This is a genomic window from Saccharopolyspora rosea, from assembly GCF_025643595.1.
Classification (GTDB): Bacteria; Actinomycetota; Actinomycetes; order Mycobacteriales; family Pseudonocardiaceae; genus Saccharopolyspora; species Saccharopolyspora rosea.
The window spans coordinates 1,024,603-1,038,444 of the sequence record NZ_CP102826.1 but is presented as its reverse complement, the minus strand read 5'-3'; the positions used below and the strand labels follow the sequence as shown (position 1 = coordinate 1,038,444).

The following is a 13,842-nucleotide window of genomic DNA, read 5'->3' as shown; positions in this document are numbered from 1 at the left end:
GACTCACCCACCGAAAGCGATCGATTTCACAGCGTGGAGAGACCCACACGCCGGAAAGGGGACCCTTGGTCGGCCATTAGAGTGGGTGGCGATGGAAACCACGACCGACGCTCCGAGCTTCGCCCGTTCCCGCCGTCAGGCGGCGCCGCAGGATCCCGCGCTGATCTGGGGTCCGCTGGCGAGCCTGACCGATGCCGCCGCGACAGCGGCCGGTTCCGGGAGCGTGGCCATCACCCGCGGCTTCGACCGCAACAGCCGCCGCCGCGCCAAAGCACTGCGCGACCTGCTGGGTGAGCGGGGCGTCGCCGCGATCGAGCTGACCCCCGCTCCCGGCAGCGAGCGGCTGGTCGCCGACGCCGACGTCACCGTGGTGGTCAACCTGATCGGCGCGGGTTCGTGGCAGCCGTACCGGATCGCCGCCAAGCTGCGCGCCGCGGTGCTCACGCCCAAGCCGGGCGACGGCCCTGCCGACGAGGTCACGCGGGACGTCATCGCCCTGGCCTCCGACGAGGGCCGGCGCGACGTGGCGCTCTCGCACGTCGCGGTGCGCTCCGAGGAGCCGGCGTCGAGCCGGATGGTGCTGGAGCACGACGGCGGTTCGCTGGAGGTGCCCGGCGGCTGGGTGACCATCACCGTCCACGAGCAGGCGCTGCGCGTCGAGGTCGGCGGACGCGACATCGACGAGCAGGTGCTCACGACCGGCCGCGTGCGCCTGGAGGTGTTCGACGCGCCGCACCGCCTGGTGCGCGACGAGCTGCCGATCGCCGACTTCGAGGGCGCGGTCACGCTCAGCGCCGAGCCGAACGGTCTTCTCGTCCGCCCCGTGTGATCCCGACCTCCCCCGCTGGGCTGATCAGGTGATACTTCGTCACCGGTCGCAGGCCCGGACGTCCTCTGATCAGTAGGTCGCGCGCGCCGACCGGTTCGCGCGGCCGCGAGGGGAGGCAGAGGACTGTGGAGCCGACCAGGCAGCAGTGGTACGTGAACTGTCGCGATGCCGCGGGACGGCGTCGGGACATGTCCGTGTTCGTCGACCGGGGCAACGTCGTGGTCGTGCCCCCGCCCGGGGAGATGGCCGTGCTCTCCCCGCTGGAGGTGGGCAGGCTGCGCGCGGCGCTGCGCGACGCGGCGGTGGTCGCCGCCTCGCGGGAGGGGTAGGGCGGCACGAGGGCTTTGCGCGGCGGCAGGTTCGCGGCATCATCTACTCGCCGGTAGCCAAGTGAGGCGAGGAGTGGTCCGTGAACTGGTTGGTACGACGTTCGGCGACGCTGCTCGGCGCGCTGGGCTCCCCGGCGCACACCGGATACGTCCTGGCCAAGCAGGGAGTTCTCCGCCCGCTGCGCCCGGACAAACTGCTGCGCATCGCGCTCGCCTGGCGCCGCTGGGGCCTCACGCTGCCGCTGGCGTTCGCCATCGGCGCCGTGCGCCACCCGGACCGCCCCGCCGTGATCGACGAGCGCGGAGCGCTCAGCTACGCCGAGATCGCCGTGCGCACCACCCGGCTCGCGCACGCGCTGCGCGGGCGCCTGCGCGGCGGGGAACGCGTCGGGGTGCTCTGCCGCAACCACCACGAACTCGTCGAGACGACCGTCGCCGCGGCGAAGATCGGGGTCGACGTGGTGCTGCTGAACACCGGGCTCAGCCCGCACCAGGTCGTCTCGGTGCTCGCCGAGCAGCGCGTCGGGGTGCTCGTCGTCGATGACGAGTTCACCGCCGAGCTGACCGAACTCCTGGAGCGCCCGGCCGACGCCGGGGTGTCGCGACTGCCCGACGTCGACGTGGTGCTGGCGTGGACCGAGGGCAGCACCAGCCGCGCCACGCTGGAGCACCTGATCGCCAGCTCCCCGAACCGACGCCTGCCCCGACCAGCGCGCCACTCCCGCCTCGTCGTGCTCACCTCCGGCACCACGGGCACGCCCAAGGGCGCGCGGCGGCCGGACCCGCCGGGCCTGTCCCCCGCCGCGACGATCCTGTCCCGCGTCCCGCTGCGCGCCGGCGAGCGGATGCTGGTCGGCGCACCGCTGTTCCACACCTGGGGCGTCGCCGCGCTGCAGCTGGGCCTGGTGCTCGGGTCGACGTTGGTGCTGCGCCGCAAGTTCGACCCGCAGCAGGCCCTCCAGCTGCTGCAACGGCACCGCTGCACCTCGATGTTCGCGGTGCCGGTGATGCTGCAACGCATCCTGGAGCTGCCCGCCGAGGTGCACGCCCGGTACGACCGCGGGGCGCTGCGCGTCGTGGCCAGCAGCGGCTCGGCCCTGCCCGCCGACCTGGCGACCCGGTTCCAGCGCGAGTTCGGCCCGGTGCTGTACAACTTCTACGGTTCGACCGAGGTCTCCTGGGTGAGCATCGCCACGCCGGAGGACCTGCGCACGGCCCCCGGCACCGCGGGGCGCCCGCCGCGCGGCACGACGGTGCGCATCCTCGACGCGGACGGCGCACCGGTCCGCCGAGGGTCGACCGGCCGCATCTTCGCGGGCAACGACATGCTTTTCGAGGGCTACACCAGCGGCACGCGGCGGGAGGTCCGCGACGGGCTGATGGCCACCGGCGACCTCGGCCGCATCGACTCCGCCGGCCGGTTGTTCGTCGTCGGCCGGGAGGACGACATGATCGTCTCCGGCGGCGAGAACGTCTACCCCAAGGAGACCGAGGACGCCATCGGCGCGCTCCCGGAGATCGCCGACGTGGCGGTGGTGGGCGTCGACGACGCCGACTTCGGCCAGCGCCTTGCCGCGTACGTGGTGCTGCGCGAACCCGGTGCGCTCGACGCGGAGGGCTTGCGGGACCGCGTCCGCGACCGGCTGCCGAAGTTCGCGCTGCCCCGGGACGTGGTGTTCGTCGACTCGTTGCCCCGCAACGCCACCGGCAAGGTCGTCACCCGGGAGCTGAAACGCTCGTGACGGTGACGGGGCCCCGATCAGGCCCGTCGCCGCGTTAGGCTCACTCGGGTGAACGACCGTCTAGTGTGGATCGACTGCGAAATGACCGGCCTCGACCTGCGCAAGGACGCGCTGATCGAGATCGCCGCCCTGGTCACCGACGCCGACCTGAACGTCCTCGGGGAGGGTGTGGACATCGTCATCCACGCCGAGGACGACGTGCTGTCCGCCATGCCCGACGTGGTGCGCGAGATGCACGACCGCTCCGGACTCACCGAGGAGGTCCGGCGTTCCGCGGTGACCCTCGCCCAGGCCGAGCAGCAGGTGCTCGACTACATCCGCCAGTACGTGCCGGACGGCCGGACCGCGCCGCTGGCCGGGAACTCCATCGCCACCGACCGGGGTTTCATCGCCCGGGACATGCCCCGGCTGGACGCCCACCTGCACTACCGGATGGTCGACGTGTCGTCGATCAAGGAGCTGTGCCGCCGCTGGTTCCCGCGGATCTACTACGCGCAGCCGGAGAAGGGCCTGGCGCACCGGGCCCTGGCGGACGTGCGGGAGTCGATCCGGGAGCTGGCCTACTACCGGCGGACCGCGTTCGTCCCGCACCCGGGACCGAGCAGCGAGGAGGCCCAGGCGATCGCCGCCGAACTCCTCGACGGCGAGGGCGTCGGCGGCACCGAGAAGGCCCGCCGACGGCAGGCGGGCGAGCCGGAAAACGGCCGTTGACCTTGGGTGACGCCGGTTCGGCGGAGCCGGTGTCGGGGCCGTCGGAGGCACCCGCTACGATATCGGTGTTGCTGCGGACAGCGCCGGGATCGGCGAGGTTCCGACAGCCGCGGTGGGTGTAGCTCAGTCGGTAGAGCACTGGGTTGTGGTCCCAGGTGTCGCGGGTTCGAATCCCGTCACTCACCCCATGTGGAAGGGCCCCGTTCCGAACGGAACGGGGCCCTTCCACGTGCGTGGGGCCGGTTCCGCGGAACCGGCCCCACCTCGTCAGCTGCCCTGGACCCACTGCTCCCAGGGGATCTGCCAGTCACCGAAGCCGTCCCAAGACCGCAGGTTCGGCCCGCCGGCATTGGTGATCTCCACGACGTCGCCCTTCTTCAGCAGGTCGAAGACCCACTTGGCGTCCGCGTCGGTCATGTTGATGCAACCGTGGCTGACGTTGCGGCGGCCGAGATCGCCCGCGGCCCAGGGCGCGGCGTGCAGGAACTCGCCGCCGTTGGAGATCCGCACCGCCCACTTCACCTCGGTCCGGTAGCCGCCCTGGCCGATCGGCAGCCCGAACGTCGAGGAGTCCATCACCTTGGTCTGGTGGTGCTCGGTGACCACGTGGACGCCGTTGTTGGACGGGAACGACGGCTTGCCCAGCGCCACCGGGATGGTCCGCAGCACCTGACCGTTCTTCTCCACCTGCATCTGGTGGGACGCGCCGTCGGCGCGCAGCACCACCCGGTCGCCGATGGTGATCGTGGCCCGGCGGTCCTGCTGCCCCCAGACCCCGTCGGCCAGTTCCCGGCCGTAGACACCGACGTCGACCGTCACCTTGGTGCCGGGCTTCCAGTACTGCTCGGGCCGCCAGTGCACCTCGCGGTCGTTGAACCAGTGGAAGGCGCCCTCCACCTTCGGCTCGGTGGTGACCCGGATGGCCTCCTCGGCGCGCTTCTTGTCCGGCGGCGGGGCGTCGGAGCTGAAGTAGAACGCCAACGGCTGCCCGACGCCGACGGTCTGGCCGTCGAGCGGATTCATCGATACGAACGTCTGGTGCTCCGGGTCGACCGTGGTGAAGGAGCTCTGCGTGGTCACCGGCGCGCCCTGCCCCTGCGCGGTCACCGACAGGGTGTAGCTCTTGCCGTAGCCGAGCGGCTCGGTGGCCGACCACGTGGCACCGTCGGGCGCGACGCGGCCCTCGACCCGCTTGCCGTCGGCGTTGGTCAGCACCGCCTCCGCGATCCGGCCGCCGGTGACCGCCGCGGTGATCTCCCCGGTCGGCGACACGTCCTTCGCACCGTCCTGCGGCGTGAACCGCACCGTCGGCGCCGCGGGCGCAGCGCTGGGCGCGACACCGGTTCCTCCTCCACTGCATCCACCGAGCAGCACCGCGACCCAGCCGAGAACGACCATGGACAGCAGTCGACACGCCCCCGCGGATCTCCCGACAGGCTTACGCAACACCTTCATCAGCGGCAATCCGTTCGATCCCATGCACCACATCCATTTGCGAACAGTGTGCAGTAGTCCCCCGACAGAGCGTGCCCGGGATGCCCTGTTCACACAGAGTGACCCATCTGCCCGGATCACCCGTTCTCCAGACGCAACGCACCGGGCGGGGGTTGCGTTCCCAGCCCCGTCGACCGCCGAACCGACCCCCCCGTTTTAGCCCCACCGGGGGCGTGCTAATCTTTTCAACGTCGCCAGGGAGACCGGGACGGAAACGGAAAAGAGATCCCGACCGGAACGGAAGAACTGGGGATGGTCAAGCGCCAATAGCTCAACTGGCAGAGCAGCTGACTCTTAATCAGCGGGTTCGGGGTTCGAGTCCCTGTTGGCGCACCGGACAGGCCGGGGCAGCGGAAACGCCGCCCCGGCCTTCGTCGTTCCGGCACCCGACCGTCCTGCGGGTACCGGACCCCTCGATCACCGTCCACTGTGTTCGTCCACAGTGGGCAGACGTGTTTGTACGCCGTGCAGCACCCGATCCAGGGTCCGGCGAGCGAAGCCCCGTTCGCGCCGCGGTGGATCAGGCGAGGGCCGAACCGAGTTGGTCGAGCAGATCGCGGAGGGCGGCCGCCCGGTCCGCGGACAGGCGGTCCAGGACGCGACGGGCCGCCGCGCAGTGCGCGGCGAGGGCGCGCTCGGCCGAATCCCGACCGGCGTTGGTGAGCCGGACGATCACGATGCGGCGGTTGCGCGGGTCCAGGTGCCGCCCGACCAGACCCGCCTGCTCCAGCCGGTCGATCCGGTTGGTCATGGCGCTGTTGGACACACCGAGCCGGTCGGCGATCGTCCCGGGACGCAACTCGTGGGGCTCACCGCTGCGCAGCAGCGTGGTGAGCACGTCGTACTCCCAGCCCTGCAGGCCGAGCTCGGACAGCACCTCGCCGAGGTACCGGTCGGCCTGCCGGGAGACCCGCGACAACGACGCGAACAACGCCGTCACGTCCGCGCCGGGACCCGCGGGGGATGCCATGGGCCGGATGCTACCGGGCCGAACTCCTCGTCGGCGGAAGGTCCGGGGCCGGCCGTCACGGCTTGGCGTAGGTCGCAGCTCCTGACCAGTCGAGTGCGATGAACACCTGGTCGCCGACCACCCACGCGTCGTGGCCGGGTGGCAGGACGGCGGCGTCGCCGGGGCCGATCTCCTCCTCGGTGCCGTCGTCCATCGCGACGTGCATCCGCCCCTGCAGGACGTACATCGTGTGGGCCTGGCGGCAGCTGTCTCCCCCGACGATCGGTTTCACATCCTGGGACCAACGCCAGCCGGGTTGGAAGACCGCGCGACCCACGGTGACGGAGGACAACTCGACCACGGCGAGCTCGCCGTGGTCGAAGCCGCGGACCTCATCCGGCTTGTCCAGGCTCTTCTTCTCCACGCCCATGCGTCTGCTCCTCTGCTCCCGGGGGTTGACAGCTCGACCGTGCCCGCGTCGCGCCCGGGCGAACAGAGCCGCAATGCCCGATCGCCCGCCAGGACGTAGACCCGGCGGGATGCGTCGCCGAGAATCGGTCCGACCGCGGGGTGAGGAAGGGCGAGCATGGCGTGGATCGAGCCGGTGCTGACCGGCGCCGTCGTCGCGGTGGCGGTCCTCTGCCTCGCCCGCCTCGCGCTGTCCGTGCAGCGGCGGCGCGGCGGCCGCCACCCCCTCACCGACCGCAACATCGACTTCGCGCACGCCCTGATGGGTGCGGGCATGGCCGCCATGTTCGCGTCCACCACCGCCGTGCCCGCCCGGCTCGGATGGGCCTGCCTGTTCGTGGCGACCGCGGTGTGGCTGGGATTCCTGGTGGCGCGCGGCCGCCCCGCCGGAACGTACGCGCACCACGCCGTGGCGAGTCTGGCGATGGCGTACATGTTCGCCGCGGCTCGCCCCCACACCGGACCGCACGTCATGTTGACGACCACCGGGCACGCCGGGCACCAGCACGGCGCCGCGATGATGCCCGCGATCTCCGCGCATCCCGCCGGTTTCGCGTTCCCGCTCGTGGCGTGGGGGCTCGTCTCCTACTGCGCGCTGAGCGCCGGGTACGCCGGGACCGACCTGCTGCGCGCGGCCGGGCATCCGGCCTGCGACCTACCGGCCGCGCAGCGCAGGCTCGCCGCACCGCGCCTCGCCGCCGCCTCGGAACTGGTGCTGTCCGGGAGCATGGTCTACATGTTCCTGGCGATGCTGTGAGCGTCCGGGGCCGCTTTCGAACTCGTCGCGGTGCTCAGTCCATTCCGGACACTCGGAGCGTGATGTTGAGCCGGCCGCCGGCCATGCCGATTTCCGGGCCGGTGCCGGGGAACGTTCGCGGCACCCCGTGGTAGGCCAGTCGGGACGGGCCGCCGAAGACGAACAGGTCTCCGGAGCACAGCTCGACGTCGGTCCACGGCCGCCGCCGGTTCTCGGTGTTGCCGAACCGGAAGACGCACGTGTCGCCGAGGCTCAGCGACACCACGGGCTCCGCGCTGCGCTCGTCGCGGTCCTGGTGCAGGCCCATGTGCGCGTCGGCGTCGTAGAAGTTGACCAGCGCGACGTCCGGCCGGTACTCGGCGGCGTCCCGGTCGTAGGCGGCGGCGAGCGCGCGGCGACCGAGATCGCCGAGCCAGTCCGGGAACGGCGTGACCGGCGCACCGTCGCCGTCGTCGATCGTGCGGGAGTAGCGGTACGGGTACCAGTGCCAACCCAGGCACACCGTGCGCACCGACATCACCCCGCCACCGGGCAGGCGGGCGGACCGCATGCCCGCGGGCGGCCGCGCCCACTCCCGGCACGCGGCCACGAGTTCCCGCTGCTCGTCCAGGGCGAGCCAGTCGGGTACGTGCACCGCGCCGGGCGCGACCTCGGCGCGTCGGCGCGGGAGGAGCGGGTCCACGTACCCATTCTCACCGGTGTGGCGGCCGGAGGCCACCGTCCCGGTCACGCCACGTTCGGCGTCCGCTTCCGCCCGACCAGGAACCACAGCAAGCTCCCGATGAACGGCGCGATGAACGCGAAGATCAGCCACACGACCTTCATCGCGCCGTCCAGCGTCGACGTGACGATGCTGATGAGCGCGGCGATGAACAGCAGCACGTATGCCGCGAGCGCGCCGAGCGTGATGACCAGAACCATGCCCCCGAGTGCGTCCACCAGTTCCTCCTGATTCCTGGGGTTGTTTTCGTTGCAAGCGAACTTATCGTCGATCGCGCGCCGCGGTCATCCGCCCCCGGTCTGATCTCCGCGTCATGCCCAGGGGCTACGTTCCGCGAGGGCGGTCGTAGCTGCGCCCGAATGCCCGTTTCCGCCCGCGGCTTGCCTCCGGGGGTCGTCCTCAGTGGACCACCAGCGCCCACATCCGGGTCAACAGCGGCGAAAGGCGGACGTGGTCGACGTGCTCGCAGCACCGGTGAACACCAGTCCGGCGCGGTGTGCTGATCGTCGTGATCAGGAGCAGACGGCGCCCTGCGCCGCGGACCCCACGAGCCTGGCGTACTTGCCGAGCACGCCGTGCCGCAGACGTGGCGCGGGTGGGGACCAGTTCTCCTTCCTCCGCTTCATTTCGGCTTCGTCGACGAGCAGGTCCAAGGTCCGCGCGTCGAGGTCCAGCCGGACCGGGTCGCCGTCCTCGACGAGGGCGATCGGCCCGCCGTCGGCCGCCTCGGGCGCCACGTGGCCGATGCACAGCCCGGTCGTCCCGCCGGAGAACCGGCCGTCGGTGACCAGCAGGACGTCCTTCCCCAAGCCTGCGCCCTTGATCGCCCCGGTGACCGCCAGCATCTCCCGCATCCCCGGGCCTCCCCGGGGACCTTCGTAGCGGATGACGACGACGTCGCCGGCTTTCAGCGAACCGTCCTCGACGGCGTCCATCGCACCCTGCTCGCCGTCGAAAACCCGTGCCGTGCCGTCGAACGTGGCTTCCTCGAAACCGGCGCTCTTGACCACCGCGCCGTCCGGTGCCAGCGAACCGCGCAGGATCGTCAGCCCGCCGGTGGGGTGCAGCGGTTCGGAAAGCCGGTGCAGCACTTCGCCGTCGAGTTCCGGCGGGTCGAGTTCGGCGAGGTTCTCGGCGACCGTGCGGCCGGTGACCGTCATGCAGTCGCCGTGCAGCAAACCGGCGTCCAGCAGCGCCTTCATCACCACCGGCACACCGCCAATTCGGTCCACAGTGGACATGACGTGCCAGCCGAACGGTTTGACGTCCGCCAGGTGCGGCACCCGGTCGCCGATCCGGTTGAAGTCGTCGAGCGACAGCGCAACGCCCGCCTCGTTCGCGATCGCCAGCAGGTGCAGCACCGCGTTGGTCGACCCGCCGAACGCCATCACCACGGCGATCGCGTTCTCGAACGCCTCCTTGGTCAGGATCCGCCGAGCGGTCAGGCCCCGCTCCAACATCCCGACGACCGCCCGGCCCGCCGTTCGGGCACCGGCGTCCCGACGCCGGTCCACGGACGGCGGACTGGCCGAACCCGGCACCGACATGCCCATCGCCTCGGCCGCGCACGCCATGGTGTTCGCGGTGTACATCCCGCCGCAGGCGCCCTCACCCGGGCAGATGGCTCGTTCGATGCGGTCCACCTCGTCACGGCCGATCAGCCCGCGGGCGCACGCCCCGACCGCTTCGAACGCATCGATGATCGTGACCTCGCGGTCGTCGACCCGCCCCGGCAGGATCGAACCCGCGTAGACGAAGGCCGCGGCGACATCGAGCCGCGCCGCGGCCATCAACATCCCGGGGAGGCTCTTGTCGCAGCCGGCCAGCAGCACCGACCCGTCGAGCCGCTCGGCTTCCATCACGGCCTCGACCGAGTCGGCGATGATCTCCCGCGACACCAGGGAGTAGTGCATGCCGACATGACCCATGGAGATGCCGTCGGAGACGGAAATCGTGCCGAACTCCAGCGGATATCCACCCGCTGCGTGGACACCGTCCTTGGCCGCCTGCGCCAGCCGTTGCAGGGACAGGTTGCACGGCGTGATCTCGTTCCACGACGAGGCGATGCCGACCTGCGGCTTCGCGAAGTCGTCGTCCTGCATGCCGACGGCCCGCAGCATCCCGCGCGCCGCAGCCCGTTCCAGCCCGTCGGTCACCTCGTGGCTTCGGGGCTTCGCCCCGGTCCGTCGCCCGTCCAAGTCGCCCATACCTCGCGACTGTAGTGCGCGCCACACCGCTGGCGCACGACCCGGGAGGACGGATCAGAATTCGCCCGCCTGGGCGCATAAAAAAGTGGGTGGGGTGGGTGTGACCGCGTGGTCACACCCACCCCACCCATTCTCTGTTTAGTGTTGGCGGTGTCTTACTCTCCCACACCCTACCGAGTGCAGTACCATCAGCGCTGGGGAACTTAGCTACCGGGTTCGGAATGGGACCGGGCGTACCCTCCCCGCTCAAACCACCAACAACCCACACCCCCACCCACACACCGGGTGGGGAAAACCATGGTGACTATTCAACTATCAACAACAACCCCTGGGTTGTTGTCCCAGAATCGTATAGTGGGCACGTAGCGTCTTCGTGGACAAGTCCTCGGCCTATCAGCACCAGTCAGCTCCACACATTACTGCGCTTCCACATCTGGCCTGTCAACCCAGTCATCTACTGGGAGCCTTAACCCACAAAAAAGGGGTGGGAGACCTCATCTCGGAACAGGCTTCCCGCTTAGATGCTTTCAGCGGTTATCCCTCCCGAACATAGCCAACCAGCCACGCACCTGGCGGTACGACTGGCACACCAGAGGTTCGTCCGTCCCGGTCCTCTCGTACTAGGGACAGCCTTCCACAAGTCTCCTACGCGCGCGGCGGATAGGGACCGAACTGTCTCACGACGTTCTAAACCCAGCTCGCGTGCCGCTTTAATGGGCGAACAGCCCAACCCTTGGGACCAACTCCAGCCCCAGGATGCGACGAGCCGACATCGAGGTGCCAAACCATGCCGTCGATATGGACTCTTGGGCAAGATCAGCCTGTTATCCCCGGGGTACCTTTTATCCGTTGAGCGACACCGCTTCCACCAGCCAGTGCCGGATCACTAGTCCCTGCTTTCGCACCTGCTCGACCCGTCAGTCTCACAGTCAAGCTCCCTTATACACTTACACTCACCACCTGATTGCCAACCAGGCTGAGGGAACCTTTGGGCGCCTCCGTTACCCTTTAGGAGGCAACCGCCCCAGTTAAACTACCCACCAGGCACTGTCCCCAATCCGGATCACGGACCCAGGTTAGATGCCCAGAACGACCAGAGTGGTATTTCACCAACGACTCCACGACCACTAGCGTGACCGCTTCCCAGTCTCCCACCTATCCTACACAAGCCGAACCAAACACCAATACCAAGCTATAGTAAAGGTCCCGGGGTCTTTCCGTCCTGCCGCGCGAAACGAGCATCTTTACTCGTACTGCAATTTCACCGGGCCTGTGGTCGAGACAGCGGAGAAGTCGTTACGCCATTCGTGCAGGTCGGAACTTACCCGACAAGGAATTTCGCTACCTTAGGATGGTTATAGTTACCACCGCCGTTTACTGGCGCTTAAATTCTCCGCTACACCCCAAAAAAGGGGTTCACGGGTCCTCTTAACGTTCCAGCACCGGGCAGGCGTCAGTCCGTATACCTCGCCTTACAGCTTCGCACGGACCTGTGTTTTTAGTAAACAGTCGCTTCTCCCTGGCCTCTGCGACCACCACCAGCTCCCACCGCACGGGCGTTCACCAGCAGTGGCCCCCCTTCTCCCAAAGTTACGGGGGCAATTTGCCGAATTCCTTAACCACAGTTCACCCGACCGCCTCGGTATTCTCTACCTGACCACCTGTGTCGGTTTCGGGTACGGGCCGTGCACACACTCGCTAGAGGCTTTTCTCGGCAGCATGGGATCACTCACTTCACCACCACGGCTACGCATCACCCCTCACCCACAACGGCATGCGGATTTCCCTACACACCGGGCTACAGGCTTACACCAGTACAACCACTCACTGGCAGAGCTACCCTCCTGCGTCACCCCATCACTTGACTACTACCCCATCAGGTCCCATGCACCCACCAGAACAGTCCGAAAACCACTCCAGCAAGCGGATGGTTAGTCTCAAAGGATTCACCATGGACGCATGCACACGGGTACGGGAATATCAACCCGTTCTCCATCGACTACGCCTGTCGGCCTCGCCTTAGGCCCCGACTCACCCTGGGCGGACGAACCTTCCCCAGGAACCCTTGGTCATCCGGCGGCAGAGATTCTCACTCTGCACTCGCTACTCATGCCTGCATTCTCACTCCCACACACTCCACACCACGGTCACCCGGATGCTTCACCGCATGCAGGACGCTCCCCTACCCAACAAACCACACGGGCTCATTGACATGGCTTCGGCGGTACGCTTCAGCCCCCTACATTGTCGGCGCAGGACCACTTGACCAGTGAGCTATTACGCACTCTTTCAAGGATGGCTGCTTCTAAGCCAACCTCCTGGTTGTCTCAGCAATCCCACATCCTTTCCCACTAAGCGCACACTTAGGGGCCTTAGCCGATGTTCTGGGCTGTTTCCCTCTCGACGACGAAGCTTCTCCCCCGCCGTCTCACTGCCACGCTCAACTCAGATGTATTCGAAGTTTGGCTGATCTCAGTAACCCGCGAAGGCCCATCAACCAACCAGCGCCCTACCCCACCCAAGCACCACGCGACGCTGCACCTAAATGCATTTCGGGGAGAACCAGCTATCACGGAGTTTGATTGGCCTTTCACCCCTACCCACAACTCATCCCCCAGGTTTTCAACCCTGGTGGGTTCGGGCCTCCACACGGTCTTACCCGCGCTTCACCCTGGCCATGGGTAGATCACCCCGCTTCGGGTCTGCACCACGCGACTCAACGCCCTCTTCAGACTCGCTTTCGCTCCGACTACCCCACACCGGGTTAACCTCGCCACGCAGCAGCAACTCGCAGGCTCATTCTTCAAAAGGCACGCCATCACCCAAAGGCTCTGACGGATTGCAGGCACACGGTTTCAGGAACTCTTTCACTCCCCTCCCGGGGTACTTTTCACCATTCCCTCACGGTACTATCCACTATCGGTCACCAGGAAGTATTTAGGCTTAGCGAGTGGTCCCGCCAGATTCACAACGCCCTCCACGGAAACGCTGCTACTCGGGACAACCACCACACCCAGCATGCAGGCTTTCACCTACGGGACTCTCACCCACTCCGGCCAGGCATCCCAACCTGTTCGACTAACCCACACACCCAAGCTGAGAGAGTGACAGCTCTCCCCAGTGGCATCCCACAACCCCGCACACGCAACCCCTGCCAGGTATCACACGCGCACGGTTTAGCCTCCTCCGCTTTCGCTCGCCACTACTCACGGAATCACCAGTGTTTTCTCTTCCTACGGGTACTAAGATGTTTCACTTCCCCGCGTTCCCCCCAACACCCTATACATTCAGATGCTGGTAACCCGACATCACTCGGGCTGGGTTACCCCATTCGGACACCCTCGGATCACAGCTCGGTTGACAACTCCCCGAGGATTATCGCAGCCTCCCACGTCCTTCATCGGCCCCTGGTGCCCAGGCATCCACCATGTGCCCTACATAACTTGGCCACAAAGATGCTCGCACCCACTATACAATTCTCAAACAACAACCCAAGACAACACACCCACACCACGCAGGCCTGTTCCCTCAGACACCCAACAGCGGACCATTTCACCCACCCCACCCAGGAGGCAGACAGACCAGTGTGTTCCACAAACCATCAAGCAACCCACAACACACGAACACACGCCGTG

The 13,842-nt window shown here is 67.8% G+C and carries 11 protein-coding genes, 2 tRNA genes and 2 rRNA genes; 7 read left to right on the top strand and 8 right to left on the bottom strand.

Features of this window, described 5'->3' with window-relative positions:
- Positions 1-91 precede the first annotated feature (91 nt).
- The 5 genes from NV263_RS05130 to NV263_RS05110 all read left to right on the top strand — a co-directional run bounded on the left by NV263_RS05130 (position 92) and on the right by NV263_RS05110 (position 3,799).
- Positions 92-829 carry a hypothetical protein gene (locus tag NV263_RS05130; RefSeq protein ID WP_263251401.1) on the top strand — a complete coding sequence of 246 codons (738 nt, stop codon included), beginning with the start codon at positions 92-94 and terminating at the stop codon, positions 827-829.
- Between the two features lie 188 nt (positions 830-1,017).
- Positions 1,018-1,158, top strand: coding sequence for a hypothetical protein (locus NV263_RS05125; protein ID WP_263251400.1), 141 nt, complete (start codon positions 1,018-1,020; stop codon positions 1,156-1,158).
- 80 nt (positions 1,159-1,238) lie between these two features.
- A complete protein-coding gene (locus NV263_RS05120; protein WP_263251399.1) occupies positions 1,239-2,900 on the top strand; it encodes an AMP-binding protein in 1,662 nt (553 codons plus the stop codon).
- Positions 2,901-2,948: 48 nt separating this feature from the next.
- Positions 2,949-3,611 (top strand): oligoribonuclease, encoded by a 663-nt coding sequence (gene orn, locus NV263_RS05115; RefSeq protein ID WP_263251398.1) that lies wholly within the window; start codon positions 2,949-2,951, stop codon positions 3,609-3,611.
- Positions 3,612-3,723: 112 nt separating this feature from the next.
- Positions 3,724-3,799, top strand: a tRNA-His gene (locus NV263_RS05110).
- A gap of 79 nt (positions 3,800-3,878) precedes the next feature.
- Here NV263_RS05110 and NV263_RS05105 read toward each other — a convergent pair.
- Entirely contained in the window at positions 3,879-5,009 is a 1,131-nt protein-coding gene (locus tag NV263_RS05105) for a L,D-transpeptidase (protein ID WP_263251397.1), read from the bottom strand.
- A 356-nt stretch (positions 5,010-5,365) separates the two neighbouring features.
- On the opposite strand from NV263_RS05105, the gene NV263_RS05100 reads away from it, so the two are divergent.
- A tRNA-Lys gene (locus NV263_RS05100) sits at positions 5,366-5,438 on the top strand.
- A gap of 187 nt (positions 5,439-5,625) precedes the next feature.
- On the opposite strand, the gene NV263_RS05095 is transcribed toward NV263_RS05100, so the two are convergent.
- Positions 5,626-6,075 carry a MarR family winged helix-turn-helix transcriptional regulator gene (locus tag NV263_RS05095; protein ID WP_263251396.1) on the bottom strand — a complete coding sequence of 150 codons (450 nt, stop codon included), beginning with the start codon at positions 6,073-6,075 and terminating at the stop codon, positions 5,626-5,628.
- Between the two features lie 55 nt (positions 6,076-6,130).
- Complete coding sequence (locus NV263_RS05090; RefSeq protein WP_263251395.1) at positions 6,131-6,484, bottom strand: cupin domain-containing protein; 354 nt, start codon at positions 6,482-6,484, stop codon at positions 6,131-6,133.
- Positions 6,485-6,640: 156 nt separating this feature from the next.
- On the opposite strand from NV263_RS05090, the gene NV263_RS05085 reads away from it, so the two are divergent.
- On the top strand, positions 6,641-7,279 hold the full coding sequence (locus tag NV263_RS05085; RefSeq protein ID WP_263251394.1) for a DUF5134 domain-containing protein: 639 nt from the start codon (positions 6,641-6,643) through the stop codon (positions 7,277-7,279).
- Positions 7,280-7,313: 34 nt separating this feature from the next.
- Here the strand turns inward: NV263_RS05085 and NV263_RS05080 are convergent, their stop codons facing one another.
- The 5 genes from NV263_RS05080 to NV263_RS05060 form a co-directional block, all read right to left on the bottom strand.
- Positions 7,314-7,961, bottom strand: a complete 648-nt coding sequence (locus tag NV263_RS05080) for an alpha-ketoglutarate-dependent dioxygenase AlkB family protein (protein WP_263251393.1) — start codon at positions 7,959-7,961, stop codon at positions 7,314-7,316.
- Between the two features lie 44 nt (positions 7,962-8,005).
- Entirely contained in the window at positions 8,006-8,218 is a 213-nt protein-coding gene (locus NV263_RS05075) for a PLD nuclease N-terminal domain-containing protein (RefSeq protein WP_263251392.1), read from the bottom strand.
- A 294-nt stretch (positions 8,219-8,512) separates the two neighbouring features.
- Positions 8,513-10,207 (bottom strand): dihydroxy-acid dehydratase, encoded by a 1,695-nt coding sequence (gene ilvD / locus NV263_RS05070; RefSeq protein WP_263251391.1) that lies wholly within the window; start codon positions 10,205-10,207, stop codon positions 8,513-8,515.
- Positions 10,208-10,349: 142 nt separating this feature from the next.
- Positions 10,350-10,466 (bottom strand): 5S ribosomal RNA (gene rrf / locus NV263_RS05065).
- A gap of 114 nt (positions 10,467-10,580) precedes the next feature.
- Positions 10,581-13,656: ribosomal RNA gene (locus NV263_RS05060) — 23S ribosomal RNA — on the bottom strand.
- Between the last annotated feature and the right edge of the window lie 186 nt (positions 13,657-13,842).